The following is a 16,135-nucleotide window of genomic DNA, read 5'->3' as shown; positions in this document are numbered from 1 at the left end:
GCCATGTTCCGCAGTCCGACGCTCAGTCTCTATTTCGCCAAGCGCTTCGCCAAGACGGCGTTGATCATCTTCATCGTCGTCTTCGTGCTGATGGCTTTCATCGACTATCTCGAACTCGCCCGCCGCGCCGCGCGCCGCGAAGGGTTCGATGCGTTCCTCTACCTGATGGTGTCGCTGGCCCGCGTGCCGAACGTCATCGAAAGAGCCCTGCCCTTCACCATCCTGTTCGCCGCGATCGCCGCCTTCGTGATGGCCAATCGACAGCTCGAGCTGGTCGTCGCGCGCGCCTCTGGCGTCTCGGCCTGGCAGTTCCTGCTGCCGGCCGGCCTGGTGGCGGTGATGATCGGCGTCTTCGCGACCACGATCTTCAACCCGGTCTCGACCGAGCTGAAGCAGCGCTCGATCCTGCTCGCCAACGAGCTGGCGCAGAACCGGATGAAGCTGGAGGCGAAGTCGGCCCCACCGGCGGCCCCCGCCCCCGCTCCGGCCCAGTCCATGCCCGAAGATGTCGGCTCGGCACCCGAATCATCGTCCGACTGGACGATCTGGATGCGGCAGACCGGACGTGAGGGCTCGTCGATCATTGGCGCCAAGCAGAGCCTGGATCGCGGCCTTTCGCTCGTCGACGCGTCGGCCTTCGTGTTCAAGACCGACGGCTCGCTGGACCATCGAATCGATGCATCCACAGCTGATTTCGAGGACGGCGACTGGGTGTTCCGCAACGCCACCGTGACGCGTCCCGGCAGCCGTCCAGCGCCGCAGCCCGAGGTGCGGCTGCCCACCGATCTCAACGCCGATCAGGTCAGCCAAAGGCTGGCGGACCCTGAGACAGTCTCGTTCTGGTCCTTGCCGGAACTCATTGAAATTTCAAAGAAATCAGCAGTCCCGAGTGATGCGTACGAAATGCAGTTCCAGTCGCTGCTGGCCCAGCCGCTGCTCTTCCTCGCCATGGTTTTCGTGGCGGCCACGGTGTCGCTCCGGTTCTCCCGTTCCAGGGATCTGGGGCAAGTGATTTTGACTGGTGTCGCTGTGGGCTTCGTGCTTTATGTTGTCACGGAATTGGCGAGGGGATTGGGGAGGAGCGGCGTCGTGTCACCGATGATTGCCGCTTGGACTCCAGCCATCGTCGCCACCTTGTTAAGTGTCACAGTGCTTCTGCATCGGGAGGACGGATGATGGTCGTTTCCGTTCCTCTCCAGAGGCGCGGCGCGGTGTCTCGCGCTGTTCGTGGCTTGGGTGCCCTGCTCGTCGCGGCAACGCTTGGCCTCGGCCTCACGCTGACGGCACCGGTCGACAACGCTTACGCGCAATCCGCACCCGGCACGCTCGGCTTCGGCGCCGACAACCTGCCGCGTCCTGCCAAGGACGCGCAGATGGTGCTGGAGTCCGACCAGCTGGTCTATGACTACGACAAGGCCGCCGTCGCGGCCGTCGGCAAGGTCAAGATCTACTATGACGGCTACACGCTGGAAGCCGACCGCGTCACCTACGACCAGAAGAACAAGAAGATGCGCGCCGAAGGGCGCGTAAAGATCGTCGACAGGACCGGCGCGGTCGTCACCGCCGATACGATCGACATCACCGACGATTTCGCCACCGGCTTCGTCAATGCGCTCCGGCTCGATACGCCGACGCAGACGCATTTCGCCGCCGAGAAGGCGCTGCGCGACCAGGGCAAGACCACGACCTTCTACCGCGGCGTCTACACCGCCTGCGAACCCTGCCGCGAACGCCCCGAAAAGGCGCCGATCTGGCAGGTGAAGGCCGCCCGGATCATCGTCGATCACAACGAGCACATGGTCTATTTCAAGCGCGCCTCGCTTGAATTCCTCGGCATGCCGATCGCCTATTTCCCGGCTTTTTCGGCGCCCGATCCGACGATCAAGCGCAAGAGCGGCTTCCTGTTCCCGTCCGCAGGCTACAAGAAGACCCTCGGCGCGTTCATCCAGACGCCCTATTTCTGGGCGCTGGCTCCGAACTACGACCTGACGCTGGCCCCGGCCGTGTACACCAACCAGGGCTTCCTGGCGGATGTCGAATGGCGACACAGGCTCGAATACGGCCAGTACTCGCTGCGCATGGCCGGCATCAACCAGCTCAACCCGAACGATTTCTACGACGAGGGAACCCGCAATTCCGGCGTCAAGGATTTCCGCGGCGGCGTGAAGACCGAGGGCGAGTTCTATCTCAACCGCTACTGGACCGTGGGCTGGGACGCCACGCTTCTCAGCGACCGGACCTTCAGCCGCGATTACAGCCTGCTGTCGACCAACACCGACATCAATGTCTCGAACGTCCACCTGACCGGCATCAGCGAGCGCAATTATTTCGATGCGCGGATGCTGTATTTCCAGGTTCTGACGAACGACGAGGACATTAAGTACGACCAAGGCCGGCAGGCGATCGTCCACCCGGTGATCGACCACAGCTACCTGTTCGACAATTCGGTTCTTGGCGGCCAGCTGTCGATCAAGTCGAACCTGACCAGCCTGTCGCGCGACGAAACCGACATCGTCAACAATGACGGCAATGGCATCACCGTCGCCGAAGGCGTGCTCAACGGCCAGCTCCAGGACGACGCGCACATTCTCGGCCTCTCGGGCAATTACAATCGCCTGAGCTCCCAGGTGACGTGGCAGCGCAGCATGATCGGCCCGCTGGGCATGGTCTTCAAGCCGTTCGGCTACCTCCGCGGCGACGGCTACTATCTCAACCAGGACCAGATCATCGCCGGCCTGAATGACGACGGAAGCTATTTCCGCGGCATGCCGGCAGTCGGCGTGGAATGGCGTTGGCCGATCATGGCCGCCGGCCTTTCCTCCAGCTTCCTGTTCGAGCCAGTCGCCCAGATGATCGTTCGCCCGAACGAGCCGATGGCAGGCCAGCTGCCGAACGAAGACGCGCAGAGCCTGGTGTTCGACGATTCCAGCCTGTTCGACTGGGACAAGTTCTCCGGCTATGACCGCATCGAAGGCGGCACCCGCGTCAATGTCGGCTTCCGCTATCTCGCCAGCATCGGCCAACTCGCCACCATTCAGGGTGTCGTCGGCCAGTCCTACCAGGTCGCGGGCGAAAACTCCTTTGCGGTTCAGGACCTGACCGCAACCGGCGCCGTCTCCGGCCTCGAGACGGATGTCTCGGACTTCGTCGCCGGCGTCACGCTCGATACCGGCTATGGCTACTTCCTGACGGCGCGCGGCCGCTTCGACAACGAGAACCTCGACGTCAATCGCGCCGAGCTGACGGCAACCGGCAAGTTCGGGGACCTCACAGCCTCCGCCTCCTACCTGTTCCTGCGCGAGCAACCCGCGATCGGCAACGATTCACGGACCGACACGATCAGCGGCAAGGCATCCTGGCAGATGACCGACACATGGCGCGTGTTCGGCTCGGTCGCCTGGGATATCGAGGGCGACCAGCTGGCATCCAGCGGCATCGGCATAGCCTATGACGACGAGTGCACGACCTTCTCGATCGCCTACAGCGAGATCCGTCAGGACTACACCGATCTGCAGACTTCCAAGCAGCTGATGGTGCGCCTGGAACTGCGGACTCTGGGCGGTACGAAGCTGCACAGCGACGTCGGATCGCTGACGAGCAACAACACCAGCAATTGATCTTCATGGTTTCGCCGGATTTGCAGGGTCTATCCAGTCGAAATGAACGCCTCCCGTGGCGGCAGGGCGAGTCGGCACGCCAGCACGCCGGCGGCACGCCGCAGCTGACAGGATTCGGATATTGGCCATGCGTAATCGAATGAAATTCCTTCTTCTGCCGGCTTTCGCCATTGCTATGGGCCTGGGCTCGGTCGGCCTGCCCGCAACGGCTTCGGCGCAGTCCGCCGTGCGGGCCACCGTCAACGACCAGCCGATCACCTCCTATGACGTCGGCCAGCGCATCAAGCTGATGAAGCTTTTCCGCCAGCCGAGCGGCGACAAGGCCGTTCTCAACGAGATGATCGACGAGGTTCTGCTGGCCCAGGTCGCGACGCGACGCGGCATGAGCGTACCGGACTCGATGGTCGAGGAGCGCTTCAACGGCATCGCCAAGCAGGTAAAGCTGCCCCCGGCCCAGTTCGCCAAGGCGCTCGCCTCGCAGGGCGTGCAGGCCGAGACGCTGCGCAAATTCCTGCGCGCGCAGATCACCGGTGCCATGGTAGTGAAGGCCAAGGCCCGCAGCATCAAGGTCAGCGAAGCGGACGTACAGGCGCAGATCGAGAAGGAAGGCATCCAGACCGAGACGGCGACGATCCGCGAGTTCAAGCTGCAGCAGATCGTCTTCGTCGTGCCCAAGGGCTCCTCGCCGGGCTATGTAGGCCAGCGCCAGCGCGAGGCCGAGGCCTTCCGCAAGCGCTTCAGCGGCTGCGACAACAGCCTGGCCCAGGCCAAGGCGATGAAGGGCGTCGTCGTGCTCAACATGGGCCGCCGCGACACCACGCAGATCCAGGGCCCGGCCGGCGATGCGCTCAAGTCGGCTCCCGTCGGCGGCACCTTGAAGCCGGACGTTACGGAACGCGGCGTCGAGGTGATTGCCATCTGCGAAGCCAAGGATATCCGCAGCTCGGCCGGCGTGCGCGCCGAGATCGAGGAAAAGCTGACCGCAGAGCAGAGCAAGAATGTCGGCAAGGATTTCGTTGCCGAGCTCCGCAAGGACGCCAAGATCAATTACAAATAGGCGTATCCCGCGCGGCTGCCGCGCCCTTCAAGTGAGACGATATGGTTGATTCCGCCTCGTTCCGGCCGCTTGCCCTCACCATGGGAGAACCGGCCGGCATCGGACCCGACGTCACCCTGGCCGTCTGGCGGGAACGACGCGAACGTCGCCTGCCGCCCTTCTACGTGCTGGCCGACCCAGAGGCACTTCGGGGTCGCGCCGCGCTGATGGGTCTCGATATCCCGATCGAGACCATGACGGCCGACGAGGCCGTCGACGCCTTCGACCGCGTTTTGCCGGTGGTGGCGCTGGAATCCCCGGCGGTTGCCGCTCCGGGCGTTCCCGAACGCAGCGCGGCGCGCGGCGTGATCGAGGCGATCGCGCGCGCCGTTGGCGATGTGCGCGCCGGACTGGCCTCCGCGCTCGTCACCAATCCGATCAACAAGAAGGCCCTGTTTGACGCGGGCTTCCAGCATCCGGGCCACACCGAGTTCCTGGGCATGCTGTCGGCCGCCTGGAGCGGGTCGCCCGCCCATCCGGTTATGATGCTGGCGGGGCCGGGACTGCGCGCCGTGCCCGCGACGATCCACGTTCCGATCTCGGTCGTGCCGCGCATGATCACCGAGGAAATGCTGATCCGCACCGGCCGCACCATCGACCACGACATGCGCCGCCGCTTCGGCATTCCGGCGCCCCGCATCGCGGTTGCCGGCCTCAACCCGCATGCCGGTGAAGGCGGCGTGATGGGCACCGAGGACGATGCGGTGATCCGCCCGGCCGTGGCGGCGCTTCGCGCCGAGGGCATCAACGCCATTGGCCCGCTCGCGCCCGACACCATGTTCCATGCCGACGCGCGCGCCCGCTATGACGTGGCGCTCTGCATGTATCACGACCAGGCGCTGATCCCGACCAAGACCATTGCCTTCGCCGAGACGGTGAATGTCACGCTGGGCCTGCCCTTCGTGCGCACCTCGCCGGACCACGGCACGGCGTTCGATATCGCCGGCACCGGCAAGGCTGACATTTCGAGCCTCGCGGCGGCCCTGCGCCTGGCCGACGAACTCGCACGCCACGAGGCGGAATACCGCCAGCACGAGCACGTCGCAGGCGTCGCTTCGTGACGCTGGCGCAGGACGGCCTCCCTCCCCTTCGCGACGTGATCGCCACGCATGGCCTGCAGGCCATGAAGCAACTCGGCCAGAATTTTCTGCTCGATCTGAACCTGACGGGCCGAATCGCGCGCGCCGCCGGCCCGCTGGCCGGCGTGACGGTGATCGAGGTGGGGCCGGGACCTGGCGGGCTGACGCGCGCCTTGCTCGCGGAAGGCGCCGAAAAGGTCATCGCCATCGAGCGTGATCGCCGCTGCCTCGATGCGCTCGCCGAAATCGCCGCGCATTATCCCGGCCGCCTCGAGGTGATCGAAGGCGACGCGATGCAGGTCGACATGTCGAAGCTGGCGACGGGCCGCGTGCGGATCGCCGCCAACCTACCCTACAATATCGGCACGCCGCTGCTGCTCGGCTGGCTGCAAAGTGAGCCGTGGCCGCCCTTCTACGAGAAGATGACGCTGATGTTCCAGCGCGAGGTCGCGGAACGGATCGTCGCCACGCCGGAGGACGACGCCTATGGCCGCCTCGGCGTGATCTGCGGTTGGCGTAGCGAGGCGCGCATCCTGTTCGACATTTCGCCCAAGGCGTTCACGCCGCCGCCCAAGGTGGTGTCGTCGGTGGTCGAGATCGTCCCGCGCCAGACGCCGCTGGAATGCAGCCGGGCGAAGCTGGAGCGCGTCACGGCCGCCGCCTTCGGCCAGCGCCGCAAGATGCTGCGGCAGAGCCTGAAGAGCCTCGGCACCGATCCGCTGCCGCTGCTGGCGGCCGCCGGCATCGTCGAGACGGCCCGCGCCGAAGAAATCGACGTCGCCGGCTTCGTCCGCCTCGCCAACGCGCTGCCCTGAGAAGCCTGGGGCCGCCCCTGCCCTGGGCACGAGCGGCACGCCGACCTGCGGCCGGACCGCGTTTGACCTGCGGCCAGACCCCGGCTTGTACCCTTAGTCCTTGGTCTCGCAGGTCGTGGCCTTGCCGGCGATGGTCAGCGTCGCGCCATTGCCCTTGATCCAGAACTCGATGTCGTCCTTCGTGTAGCGTCCGCCATCCGCGGAGACCGCCTGCGGCAGGGTCACGGCCTTGCCGTCCGCGAGCGTCAGATCGACGAAGCCATCCGGCTGGTCCGGCGAGCTGAAGCGGGCCGTCACCTTCGTGCCGTCGGCGCAATGATAGGCGAAACTCTTGGCCGGCGCGCTGGCAGCGGCCTCGGCTGCGGCGGGCTCGACGGTCGCTGCATCGGCGGGCATCAGGTCGGCCGCATGCGCGTGGGTCGCGAGCGTCCCGACAGCGAAGGCAAGGGCAAGAGCGAGGCACGGGCGAAGGGGATTCATGGTCGGCTCCAGATGATCATCGGGCGTCGATTGTCGCAGCGCCACCGGTCGAAGGCAAATGGCGCACGATCGGCAGCGGCGCGCCCCGCCTCGCCCAAAGGCTGCGACAACAGCGAAGACGAGGAACCGCCAAGACGAGGGCTTGGGCCCCTCGCCGGGCGACGCCCCTACTCCTGCTGGAGCAGGTCCGCCACAAACCCTTCGAGCCAGGTCGTGCGGGCGCGGCGCATGCGCTCGGCATAGAGGATGGCCTGCGCCTTCTCCAGCGAGGTCTGGAGGTCCTTGTTGATCAGGACGTAGTCATAGTCGCGCCAGTGCTGGATCTCGGCCCTGGCGTTCGCCAGGCGCTTGGCGATGACATCGGGGGCGTCCTCGGCCCGGCGGACCAGGCGCGATGCCAGTTCGGCCATGGTCGGCGGTAGCACGAAGATGCGGACGAGATCTTCCGGCATCGCCTTGGCGACCTGGTCGGCGCCCTGCCAGTCGATGTCGAACAGCACGTCCTTGCCGGAGGTCAGCCAGGCTTCGACCGGCGCGCGCGGCGTGCCGTAGCAATTGCCATGCACCTCGGCCCATTCCAGCAGCTCGCCCCTGTCGCGCAGCTTGTTGAAGGTCGCCTGGTCGATGAAGTGATAGTGCACGCCGTCGATCTCGCTCGGCCGGCGCGCGCGCGTCGTCACCGAGACGGAAAGGACGATATCCTTGTCCTCCGCCATCAGGTGACGGGCGATGGTCGACTTGCCCGCGCCCGAGGGCGAGGACAGGACCAGCATCAGGCCACGCCGCGAGGGGGAATTTCCGGCAACCGACATCAGGGACTTCCTATTCGAGGTTCTGGACCTGCTCGCGCAACTGATCGACGGCGGCCTTCAGGTCGAGACCGAGGGCCGTCAGGGAGCGATCATTCGCCTTGGCGCAGAGCGTGTTGGTTTCGCGATTGAATTCCTGGGCGAGGAAATCGAGCTTGCGCCCCACCGGCCCGCCCTCAGCGAGCAGCGCCCGGGCGGCGGCGACGTGGGCCGTCAGCCGGTCAAGTTCCTCGCGAATGTCGGCCCGGGTCGCCAGCAGCGCCGCTTCCTGGTGCAGCCGGTCAGGATCGAGCGCCGGCGACGCGTCGAGCAGCGCCGCGACCTGGTCAGCAAGCTTCTTGCGGATCGCCTCGACCGTGCGCGCCGGCGACGCCTCGGCCGCCGCGGTCAGGCGCTCGATCTCGTCCATCCGGGCGTTGAGCACGGCGCCGATCGCCGCTCCCTCGCGATTGCGGGCAATCACGAGTTCGGCGAGCGCCAGGTCGAGATCGGCGAGCAGGTCGGCGGCCAGCGCCTCGGCGACGGCCGGATCGTCCTCGGCATCGACGGTTTCGAGAATGCCGCGAATCGACAGGAGGCCGTCCAGCGTCGGCGGCGCCGCGTCGATCTCGCTGCCGACACGGCGGACGAGATCGAGCACCTGCCGCAGCAGTTCCTCGTTGACGCGCAGGGCCTGGGCCGTCGTCTCGCGCTGCAGGCTGAGCCCGACCTGCAGATTGCCGCGCTGCAGCAGCTTGCCGATGCGCTCGCGCACCGGCTGGTCGAGCGTATCGAAGCTCGGCGGCAGGCGAAGGCGGATATCGAGGCCCTTGCCGTTGACGCTGCGCAGCTCCCACGTCCAGCGATAGCCGTGTCCCGCGCCGGCGGCGCGCGCGAAGCCGGTCATGCTCGTCAATGCCATCGGAATTCCCCGGCTATGAATGGTCTGTGGCCCAAGAAGGATAGCCGGTCAGGCCCCTCGTTTGGACGGCGACAGTAATGCGCGCGCCAAGGCCGCTCAAGGGCGCGGCGGCGGATATCCCTCAAACCGACACATGGACGGTGAGGGATATGGTCTATGGTCTGAATCGACCCTGGCCGGTGGGCCCTCTCCCCACATTCCGGCCGCCTCACCCTGCTGGGGAACGCGCATGCAATCCATCCTGAAATTCTCGCTCATCGCCCGCTACAGCGCCTTCGCGCTCTGCATCCTCGCAGCGCTGATCCTGCCGCTGATCCCGATGACGCCTACACTCAACTTCCTGCTGACGATGATCTTCGCGGCGCTGAGCGTGCTCGGCGTCTACGACCTGGTCCAGACGCGCCACGCGATCACGCGCAACTATCCCGTCATCGGCCACATGCGCTTCCTGGTCGAATCGGTTCGGCCGGAGTTGCGGCAATATCTGTTCGAGTCCGATTCCGACAGGCTGCCCTTCTCGCGGGCGGAACGCTCGCTCGTCTATCAGCGCGCCAAGAACGAAGCGGATCAGCGGCCATTCGGCACGCTGCTGGATGCCTATGCCGACGGCTACGAGTTCATCGGCCATTCGATGCGCCCGGCGCCCATGCAGGATCCCAGGCACTTCCGCATCACCATCGGCAACGACCAGTGCGACAAGCCCTATTCCGGCTCGGTCCTGAACATCTCGGCCATGAGCTTCGGCGCGCTTTCGAGCCACGCCATCCAGGCGCTGAACCGGGGCGCCAAGCTCGGCGGCTTCGCGCAGGATACCGGCGAAGGCTCGATCAGCCCGTATCATCGTCAATATGGAGGCGATCTGGTCTGGCAGATCGCCTCGGGCTATTTCGGCTGCCGCCATGACGACGGCAGCTTCTCGGCCGAGAAGTTCGCGGCGCAGGCCGCCGACGATCAGGTCAAGATGATCGAGCTGAAGCTAAGCCAAGGCGCCAAGCCCGGCCATGGCGGTATCCTGCCGGCCAACAAGGTGAGCCCGGAGATCGCGGCGACGCGGGGCATTCCTATCGGCGTCGAATGCGTCTCGCCCGCTTCGCATTCCGCCTTCTCGACCCCGATCGAAATGATGCAGTTCATCGCCCGGCTGCGCGAGCTATCCGGCGGCAAGCCGGTCGGCTTCAAGCTTGCCATCGGCCAGCCCTGGGAATTCATGGCGATCGTCAAGGCGATGCTGAAGACCGGCATCATCCCCGACTTCATCGTCATAGACGGCGCCGAAGGCGGTACGGGCGCGGCACCGGTGGAACTCACCGACCATGTCGGCGTGCCGATGCGCGAGGCTCTGCTGCTGGTCCACAACACGCTGGTCGGGGCGGGATTGCGCCCGCATGTCCGGATCGGCGTCGCCGGCAAGATCGTCTCGGCCTTCGACATCGCCGCCGTGCTGGCGCTCGGCGCGGATTGGGTCAATGCGGCGCGCGGCTTCATGTTCGCGATCGGCTGCATCCAGTCGCAGAGCTGCCATACCAACAAGTGCCCGACCGGCGTCGCGACGCAGGACGCGTTGCGGCAGCGCGCGCTCGTCGTGCCGGACAAGGCCGAGCGGGTGGCGAACTATCATCGCAACTCGCTGCACGCCTTGGCGGAGCTGCTGGCGGCAGCCGGGCTGGAGCATCCCTCCAGCCTGAAGCCGCACCACGTCGCCCGCCGGGTCAGTTCCAACGAGATCCGCCTATACTCGCAGCTCTTCCCCTATCTGGCGGAAGGCGAACTGCTCGGCGGTGACAGCCCGCATCCCTTCTACCGGCAGACCTGGGCGCTGGCGTCGCCCGACAGCTTCTCGCTCGCCGGCGAGCTGCGCAAGGCGAGCTGAGCCTTGCATCGATGCGGCCGATGGCCATAGCGTGCAGGTCCCGACGTCAGCGCGAGACCTGTTCATGCCCGGCCCGCATCGCGGCTCCTGCCTTTGCGGCAGGGCGACCTACGAGATCCATGGCGATTTCCAGAGCTTCTTCCTGTGTCACTGCTCGCGCTGTCGCAAGGACAGCGGTTCCGCGCATGGCGCCAACCTGTTTTCGACGGAAGCCCGGCTCGAATGGCTGTCAGGCCAGGACAGGGTGAAGACGTTCCGCCTGCCGGAGACGCGGCACCAGCGGAGCTTCTGCGCCGATTGCGGGTCAGCGCTGCCGGATGTTCAGATGGAGGGCGCGCTGTTGGTCGTGCCGGCGGGCAGTCTCGAAAGCGAGGTGCCGATCCGGCCGAACGCGCATATCAACGTCGCCAGCCGGGCCGGCTGGGACGACCAACTGGAGACGATCCCGCACATCGACGGATTGCCCGGCTAGAATCCGGCCGGGGCACCAGCCGCTCCGGCCGCCCTAGGGCTTGGGCGGCGGGACCGGTGCCGCGTCGGTGGCCGCATCCGGGGCTTCCCCATCATCGACCGCGTCGCCGGGGCCGGCGCTCGCCGGGACGACATCGCCCTTGGCTTTCTGCTCGGCCAGCCACTTGCGGTAGCGCGCGACGTTCTTGCGATGCTCGGCATAGCTCTCGGCGAAGGCGTGGCCGCCCGTGCCATCGGCCACGAAGTAGAGATCCTTGGTCCGCGACGGATTGGCGACCGCAGCCAGCGAGGCCTTGCCGGGATTGGCGATCGGTCCCTTGGGCAGGCCGTTGATCTTGTAGGTGTTGTAGTCGTTGACCGCGTCGAGGTCGGAGCGGCGGATCGGCGTGCCGGACGGCAGGCCGCTGCCGCCATAGACGCCGTAGATCACCGTCGGATCGGACTGCAGGCGCATGTTGCTGCGCAGGCGGTTGATGAACACGGCCGCGACGCGGCTGCGCTCGTCGGCCATGCCGGTTTCCTTCTCGACGATCGAGGCGAGCGTCACGAGCTCGGCCTGCGTCTTGATCGGCAGGTCCTTGTCGCGGCTGGTCCAGATCGCCGTCATCACCCGGTCGCGCTCGCGCAGCATCCGGTCGATGATGTTCTGGCGGCTGTCACCGCGCGAGAAGCGATAGGTGTCGGGCAGCAGGCTGCCCTCCTCCGGAATCTCGGTGATTTCGCCGACGAGACCCGGATCGGCATTGAGGCGGTCGACGATCTGCTTGCTGGTCAGGCCTTCCGGAACGGAGACCGAATAGAGGATCGCCTTGCCGCTCACCATGGCGTTCATGATGTCGCGCATGCTGGAACGCGGCGCGATCAGATAGTCGCCGGATTTGAGGTCGTCCTGCAGGCCATAGGCGCGGACGCCGGCGATGAAAATCCACTTCGACGAGATCAGGCCGCGCTCGTGAAGCTCCTCGGCGATGTCGCGCAGGCTCTTGCCGCGCTCGATCGAGACGGTCCGGGGCTGGCCGAAATGGCTGGACTGCTCGAAGCGCAGCTTGCCGAAGAAGAACAGCCCGACCGCGCCGAGCACGCCGACGACGAGGATCGTCATCGCGAAGTTCATGATGATGACGATGGGGTGGCGCGCCTGCTGCGAGCGGGGCGGCGGCGGCGGTACGCGCTCGGGACGCAGCGTATCGCCGGGACTGCGGGGATTGATGCGGTTGCCGAATTCCGCCGAGCCGACATCGCCGGCATCGCCAGCTTTGTTGTCTTTGGCGCCCGGTTGATTCGTCTCGTTCATCGCACCCTACTTCTCACCTGTTCGACACCCGGACTCGATCCGGGTGCCGAGAGGCGACTGTATGGAGGATTATGGCGAAAGCGCGAAGCCGCGCCCCTATTCGCCATGCCGACGGAAGATGAGCGACGCGTTCGTGCCGCCAAACCCGAAGGAATTGGAGAGCGCCACGTCGATCTGCTTCTTCTTGGCCACCTTGGGGACAAGGTCGATGGCCGTCTCGACGGAAGGATTGTCGAGATTGAGCGTCGGCGGCGCGACATTGTCGCGAATCGCCAGCAGCGAGTAGATCGCCTCGACGGCGCCGGCCGCGCCCAGCAGATGGCCCGTCGCCGACTTGGTCGAGGACATGGCGATCTTCGAGGCGGCATCGCCGACCACGCGCTCCACGGCCTTCAGCTCGATGCCGTCCGCCATGGTCGATGTGCCATGGGCGTTGACATAGTCGATGTCGGAAGGCTGCAGGCCCGCACGCTTCAGCGCGGCCTGCATGCAGCGATAGGCGCCGTCGCCGTCCTCGGACGGGGCGGTGATGTGATACGCGTCGCCGGACATGCCGTAGCCGATCACTTCGCCATAGATCTTGGCGCCGCGGGCAATGGCATGTTCGCGCTCTTCGAGCACGACGATGCCGGAGCCCTCGCCCATGACGAAGCCGTCGCGATCCCGGTCATAGGGGCGCGATGCTTCTTCCGGACGGTCGTTGAAATTGGTTGCCAGCGCCTTGCAGGCGGCGAAGCCGGCCAGCGCGATGCGCGAAACCGAACCTTCGGTGCCGCCGGCGATCATGACATCGGCATCGTCGAGCGCGATCAGGCGCGCGGCATCGCCGATCGCATGCGAGCCCGTCGAGCAGGCCGTCACGACCGAGTGATTCGGCCCCTTGAAGCCGTAGCGGATCGAGACCTGGCCGGAGGCGAGGTTGATCAGGCGGCCGGGAATGAAGAAGGGGCTGATGCGGCGGGGGCCCTTGTCGCGCAGGGTGATGCCCGCCTCGACAATGCCCTGGATGCCGCCAATGCCGGAGCCGATCAGCACACCGGTGCGGATCTGGTCCTCATAGGCGGTGGGCAGCCAGCCCGAATCATGCACGGCCTGGTCGGCCGCAGCCATCGCGTAGACGATGAAATCATCGACCTTGCGCTGGTCCTTCGGCTCCATCCAATCGTCCGGATTGTACTTGCCGTCGGCTTTGTCACCATGCGGGATGAGGCATGCGATCTGAGCCGGCAGGTCATCGACCTGGAAGCTCGTGACCTTCTGGGCGCCGCTCTTGCTGGCAAGGATATTGGCCCAGTTGGCGTCGACGCCGCAACCGAGCGGCGTCACCATCCCCATCCCGGTTACAACGACTCGTCTCATACGCTTCCCCCGATCCGGACCCATACGGGTCCGGCCGTTCTTGTCATTGGCTTAGCTTGGATGAACATCGGCGATCAGCCGGCGTTCTTCTCCAGGAAGCTTACTGCGTCGCCGACCGTCAGGATCGTCTCGGCTGCATCGTCGGGGATTTCCACGCCGAATTCTTCCTCGAACGCCATGACCAGCTCGACCGTGTCGAGGCTGTCAGCGCCGAGATCGTCGATGAAGCTCGCGCCTTCGGTCACCTTGTCGGCCTCAACGCCGAGATGCTCGATGACGATCTTCTTTACCCGATCAGCGATGTCGCTCATGTCTCAAAACCTCGATTGTTCTCTGTCTACTATTGCCGCGACTTCTCGCGCGCTGGAAACCCGGACGTATCGGCAATCCCCCGAAAACGTACCGCGATATCGTCACTAGTCTTCGGCGATCGTCAATCCACACCCGCTCCGCCGCGAAAGCGACGAAGACGCGGCACTGATATTGCGCGGTCCTAACATAGTTTCTGAACCTTGACCAGCCGCCGCAAGGGGGTGTGACAACCCCATCCGAGGGATCTGCACGAATGCAGATTCCTCAATTAAATCATAGCCATACCACCGTTAACGTGCAGGGTCTGACCGGTCACGTAGGACGCTTCTTCGGAGGCCAGATACACCACCGCCGAGGCGATGTCGTCGGCCGAGCCCAGACGCTTTGCCGGGACCCGCTCGAGCAACGCGGTGCGAATCTTTTCGTTCAATGCGTCGGTCATCGCCGTTTCGATGAATCCGGGGGCGACGCAGTTGACCGTAATATTGCGACTCGCCACTTCCTGGGCGAGCGACTTCGACATGGCGATCAGCGCCGCCTTCGACGCGGTATAGTTGCCCTGGCCGGCATTGCCCGTGACGGCGACGATCGAGGTGATCGAAATGATACGGCCATAGCGGCGGCGCATCATGCCGCGCAGCGCCGCGCGCGTCAGGCGGAAGGCGGAGGTCAGGTTGACGTCGAGGACCTCCTGCCAGGCTTCGTCCGACAGGCGGGCAAACAGCATGTCGCGCGTGATGCCGGCATTGTTGATCAGCAGGTCGAGCTCGCCCATCGCCTCTTCGGCGCGCGGCACCAGAGTCTCGACTTCAGCGGCGACCGAGAGGTTGCACGGCAGGACATGGACATTGGTGCCCAGCTCCGTCGCCAGCGCTTCCAGCGCCTCGCGACGGGTGCCGGAGATGGCGACGGTCGCGCCCTGCTTGTGCAGCGCCTGGGCGATCGCCCGGCCGATGCCACCGCTCGCGCCGGTCACCAGCGCGCGCTTGCCGGTCAAATCGAACATGACGACTTCCTTCTGATTACCCTGTTCATCCGTAAGCTTGGCTGCGAAGCGGCCAGCGCTCAAGCGAGACGCTCGATCGCCGCGGCCACATCGTCGGGCGTGCCGACATTCAGCGTCTGTGCCTCGGGCGCGATGCGCTTGGCAAGCCCCGACAGCACCTTGCCGGCGCCGATTTCGACAAACAAATCGCTGCCATTGGCCGCGAGCCAGCCGATCGACTCGCGCCAGCGGACCATGCCAGTCACCTGCTCGACCAGGCGGGCGCGGATTTCGGCCGGATCGGAGATCGGCGCGGCCAGCACATTGGCGACCAGCGGCACGACCGGCGCGTTGATGGTGACCTTGGCGAGCGCCTCGGCCATCACGTCGGCGGCGGGCTGCATCAGGCGGCAATGGAACGGCGCGCTCACGGGGAGCAGCAGCGCACGCTTGGCGCCCTTGGCCTTGGCGATGTCGAGTGCCCGCTCGACGGCGGCCTTGGCGCCGGAGATCACGACCTGGCCGGGACCGTTGTCGTTGGCGGCCTCGCAGACGTCGCCCTGCGCCGCCTCGTTGGCGACCGCCTGGGCCGTCTCGAAATCGAGGCCGAGAAGGGCTGCCATGGCGCCCTCGCCGACCGGCACGGCTTGCTGCATGGCCGTGCCGCGGATGCGCAGCAGACGGGCCGCATCCGAGATCGACAGGCTGCCGGCGGCTGCCAGCGCCGAATATTCGCCCAGCGAATGGCCGGCGACATAAGCGGCCTTGGAAACGGCGAATCCCTGGGCCTCCAGCACGCGCAAGGCCGCGAGGCTGACGGCCATCAAAGCGGGCTGGGCATTGGCGGTGAGGGTCAGCGTCTCGATCGGACCATCCCAGATGACGGCCGAGAGCTTCTCGCCGAGTGCTGCGTCGACTTCGTCGAAAACGGCACGCGCCTCGGCGAAATTGTCGGCGAGCGCCTTGCCCATGCCGACGGCCTGGCTGCCCTGTCCGGGAAAGGTGAGAGCGATCGTCATGGCTGGCCCCGCACGAATTGTTACTGCG

The 16,135-nt window shown here is 65.8% G+C and carries 15 protein-coding genes; 7 read left to right on the top strand and 8 right to left on the bottom strand.

Annotated elements, in window-relative coordinates:
- The first annotated feature begins 3 nt into the window (after positions 1 to 3).
- The 5 genes from ABIE08_RS01875 to rsmA all read left to right on the top strand — a co-directional run bounded on the left by ABIE08_RS01875 (position 4) and on the right by rsmA (position 6,607).
- Positions 4 to 1,176 (top strand): LptF/LptG family permease, encoded by a 1,173-nt coding sequence (locus tag ABIE08_RS01875; protein ID WP_354548304.1) that lies wholly within the window; start codon positions 4 to 6, stop codon positions 1,174 to 1,176.
- Between the two features lie 35 nt (positions 1,177 to 1,211).
- Entirely contained in the window at positions 1,212 to 3,617 is a 2,406-nt protein-coding gene (locus ABIE08_RS01870) for an LPS-assembly protein LptD (RefSeq protein WP_354548303.1), read from the top strand.
- A gap of 139 nt (positions 3,618 to 3,756) precedes the next feature.
- Positions 3,757 to 4,674 (top strand): SurA N-terminal domain-containing protein, encoded by a 918-nt coding sequence (locus tag ABIE08_RS01865; RefSeq protein ID WP_354548301.1) that lies wholly within the window; start codon positions 3,757 to 3,759, stop codon positions 4,672 to 4,674.
- 41 nt (positions 4,675 to 4,715) lie between these two features.
- Positions 4,716 to 5,774, top strand: coding sequence for a 4-hydroxythreonine-4-phosphate dehydrogenase PdxA (gene pdxA, locus ABIE08_RS01860; RefSeq protein ID WP_354548299.1), 1,059 nt, complete (start codon positions 4,716 to 4,718; stop codon positions 5,772 to 5,774).
- A gap of 62 nt (positions 5,775 to 5,836) precedes the next feature.
- Positions 5,837 to 6,607: a 16S rRNA (adenine(1518)-N(6)/adenine(1519)-N(6))-dimethyltransferase RsmA gene (rsmA, locus tag ABIE08_RS01855; protein WP_354551530.1), complete on the top strand. Its 771-nt coding sequence runs from the start codon at positions 5,837 to 5,839 to the stop codon at positions 6,605 to 6,607.
- Between the two features lie 93 nt (positions 6,608 to 6,700).
- On the opposite strand, the gene ABIE08_RS01850 is transcribed toward rsmA, so the two are convergent.
- From ABIE08_RS01850 to ABIE08_RS01840, 3 genes are all read right to left on the bottom strand, one after another.
- Positions 6,701 to 7,087, bottom strand: a complete 387-nt coding sequence (locus ABIE08_RS01850; protein ID WP_354548298.1) for an MliC family protein — start codon at positions 7,085 to 7,087, stop codon at positions 6,701 to 6,703.
- A gap of 167 nt (positions 7,088 to 7,254) precedes the next feature.
- Positions 7,255 to 7,899 carry a guanylate kinase gene (gene gmk / locus ABIE08_RS01845; protein WP_354548296.1) on the bottom strand — a complete coding sequence of 215 codons (645 nt, stop codon included), beginning with the start codon at positions 7,897 to 7,899 and terminating at the stop codon, positions 7,255 to 7,257.
- A gap of 10 nt (positions 7,900 to 7,909) precedes the next feature.
- Entirely contained in the window at positions 7,910 to 8,797 is an 888-nt protein-coding gene (locus tag ABIE08_RS01840; RefSeq protein ID WP_354548294.1) for a YicC/YloC family endoribonuclease, read from the bottom strand.
- 229 nt (positions 8,798 to 9,026) lie between these two features.
- Here ABIE08_RS01840 and ABIE08_RS01835 point away from each other — a divergent pair, with 229 nt between their 5' ends.
- On the top strand, positions 9,027 to 10,667 hold the full coding sequence (locus ABIE08_RS01835; protein ID WP_354548292.1) for an FMN-binding glutamate synthase family protein: 1,641 nt from the start codon (positions 9,027 to 9,029) through the stop codon (positions 10,665 to 10,667).
- Positions 10,668 to 10,731: 64 nt separating this feature from the next.
- Positions 10,732 to 11,139: a GFA family protein gene (locus tag ABIE08_RS01830; protein WP_354548291.1), complete on the top strand. Its 408-nt coding sequence runs from the start codon at positions 10,732 to 10,734 to the stop codon at positions 11,137 to 11,139.
- A gap of 33 nt (positions 11,140 to 11,172) precedes the next feature.
- Here the strand turns inward: ABIE08_RS01830 and mltG are convergent, their stop codons facing one another.
- From mltG to fabD, 5 genes are all read right to left on the bottom strand, one after another.
- Positions 11,173 to 12,432 (bottom strand): endolytic transglycosylase MltG, encoded by a 1,260-nt coding sequence (gene mltG, locus ABIE08_RS01825; protein ID WP_354548289.1) that lies wholly within the window; start codon positions 12,430 to 12,432, stop codon positions 11,173 to 11,175.
- A 96-nt stretch (positions 12,433 to 12,528) separates the two neighbouring features.
- The gene (fabF, locus tag ABIE08_RS01820; RefSeq protein WP_354548287.1) at positions 12,529 to 13,791 is read right to left on the bottom strand and encodes a beta-ketoacyl-ACP synthase II; all 1,263 of its coding nucleotides are present in this window, start codon (positions 13,789 to 13,791) and stop codon (positions 12,529 to 12,531) included.
- A 74-nt stretch (positions 13,792 to 13,865) separates the two neighbouring features.
- Positions 13,866 to 14,102, bottom strand: coding sequence for an acyl carrier protein (locus ABIE08_RS01815; RefSeq protein ID WP_104218330.1), 237 nt, complete (start codon positions 14,100 to 14,102; stop codon positions 13,866 to 13,868).
- Between the two features lie 269 nt (positions 14,103 to 14,371).
- Entirely contained in the window at positions 14,372 to 15,109 is a 738-nt protein-coding gene (fabG, locus tag ABIE08_RS01810) for a 3-oxoacyl-[acyl-carrier-protein] reductase (RefSeq protein WP_354548285.1), read from the bottom strand.
- Positions 15,110 to 15,168: 59 nt separating this feature from the next.
- Complete coding sequence (gene fabD / locus ABIE08_RS01805; protein WP_354548283.1) at positions 15,169 to 16,107, bottom strand: ACP S-malonyltransferase; 939 nt, start codon at positions 16,105 to 16,107, stop codon at positions 15,169 to 15,171.
- Positions 16,108 to 16,135 lie beyond the last annotated feature (28 nt).

The sequence above is a fragment of the Kaistia defluvii genome (assembly GCF_040548815.1).
Lineage (GTDB): Bacteria > Pseudomonadota > Alphaproteobacteria > Rhizobiales > Kaistiaceae > Kaistia > Kaistia defluvii_A.
This window is presented reverse-complemented; position numbering and strand designations above follow the sequence as displayed.

What these genes read in the sequence shown, in the direction of transcription:
- ABIE08_RS01875 (WP_354548304.1), top strand. Translation starts at nt 4, where the DNA reads ATGTTCCGCAGTCCGACGCTCAGTCTCTATTTCGCCAAGCGCTTCGCC.
- ABIE08_RS01865 (WP_354548301.1), top strand. Translation starts at nt 3,757, where the DNA reads ATGAAATTCCTTCTTCTGCCGGCTTTCGCCATTGCTATGGGCCTGGGC.
- pdxA (WP_354548299.1), top strand. Translation starts at nt 4,716, where the DNA reads ATGGTTGATTCCGCCTCGTTCCGGCCGCTTGCCCTCACCATGGGAGAA.
- rsmA (WP_354551530.1), top strand. Translation starts at nt 5,837, where the DNA reads ATGAAGCAACTCGGCCAGAATTTTCTGCTCGATCTGAACCTGACGGGC.
- ABIE08_RS01850 (WP_354548298.1), bottom strand. Translation starts at nt 7,087, where the DNA reads ATGAATCCCCTTCGCCCGTGCCTCGCTCTTGCCCTTGCCTTCGCTGTC.
- gmk (WP_354548296.1), bottom strand. Translation starts at nt 7,899, where the DNA reads ATGTCGGTTGCCGGAAATTCCCCCTCGCGGCGTGGCCTGATGCTGGTC.
- ABIE08_RS01840 (WP_354548294.1), bottom strand. Translation starts at nt 8,797, where the DNA reads ATGGCATTGACGAGCATGACCGGCTTCGCGCGCGCCGCCGGCGCGGGA.
- ABIE08_RS01835 (WP_354548292.1), top strand. Translation starts at nt 9,027, where the DNA reads ATGCAATCCATCCTGAAATTCTCGCTCATCGCCCGCTACAGCGCCTTC.
- ABIE08_RS01830 (WP_354548291.1), top strand. Translation starts at nt 10,732, where the DNA reads ATGCCCGGCCCGCATCGCGGCTCCTGCCTTTGCGGCAGGGCGACCTAC.
- mltG (WP_354548289.1), bottom strand. Translation starts at nt 12,432, where the DNA reads ATGAACGAGACGAATCAACCGGGCGCCAAAGACAACAAAGCTGGCGAT.
- fabF (WP_354548287.1), bottom strand. Translation starts at nt 13,791, where the DNA reads ATGAGACGAGTCGTTGTAACCGGGATGGGGATGGTGACGCCGCTCGGT.
- ABIE08_RS01815 (WP_104218330.1), bottom strand. Translation starts at nt 14,102, where the DNA reads ATGAGCGACATCGCTGATCGGGTAAAGAAGATCGTCATCGAGCATCTC.
- fabG (WP_354548285.1), bottom strand. Translation starts at nt 15,109, where the DNA reads ATGTTCGATTTGACCGGCAAGCGCGCGCTGGTGACCGGCGCGAGCGGT.
- fabD (WP_354548283.1), bottom strand. Translation starts at nt 16,107, where the DNA reads ATGACGATCGCTCTCACCTTTCCCGGACAGGGCAGCCAGGCCGTCGGC.